Below are 279 nucleotides of genomic sequence, written 5' to 3' on the forward strand. Positions count from 1 at the left end.
GATGCGCAACATCCCAGTAGGTTCTACTGTACACTGTGTTGAACTTAAGCCTGGTAAGGGTGCTCAACTAGCTCGTTCGGCTGGTGCTTATGCTCAAATCGTTGCTCGCGACGGTGCATACATCACTATCCGTCTACGTTCTGGTGAAATGCGCAAAGTACTTTCTGAAGGTCGTGCAACGATCGGTGAAGTTGGTAACTCTGAGCATATGCTACGTGAACTTGGTAAAGCTGGTGCTTCACGCTGGCGCGGCGTACGTCCAACCGTACGTGGTGTAGT

At 50.9% G+C, this 279-nt stretch carries 1 pseudogene; it reads left to right on the plus strand.

Features of this window, described 5'->3' with window-relative positions:
• Positions 1-279: pseudogene (locus A3712_RS21395) on the plus strand (50S ribosomal protein L2); the annotation flags it as partial.

It is taken from the genome of Vibrio sp. HI00D65, from assembly GCF_001635455.1.
GTDB lineage: Bacteria > Pseudomonadota > Gammaproteobacteria > Enterobacterales > Vibrionaceae > Vibrio.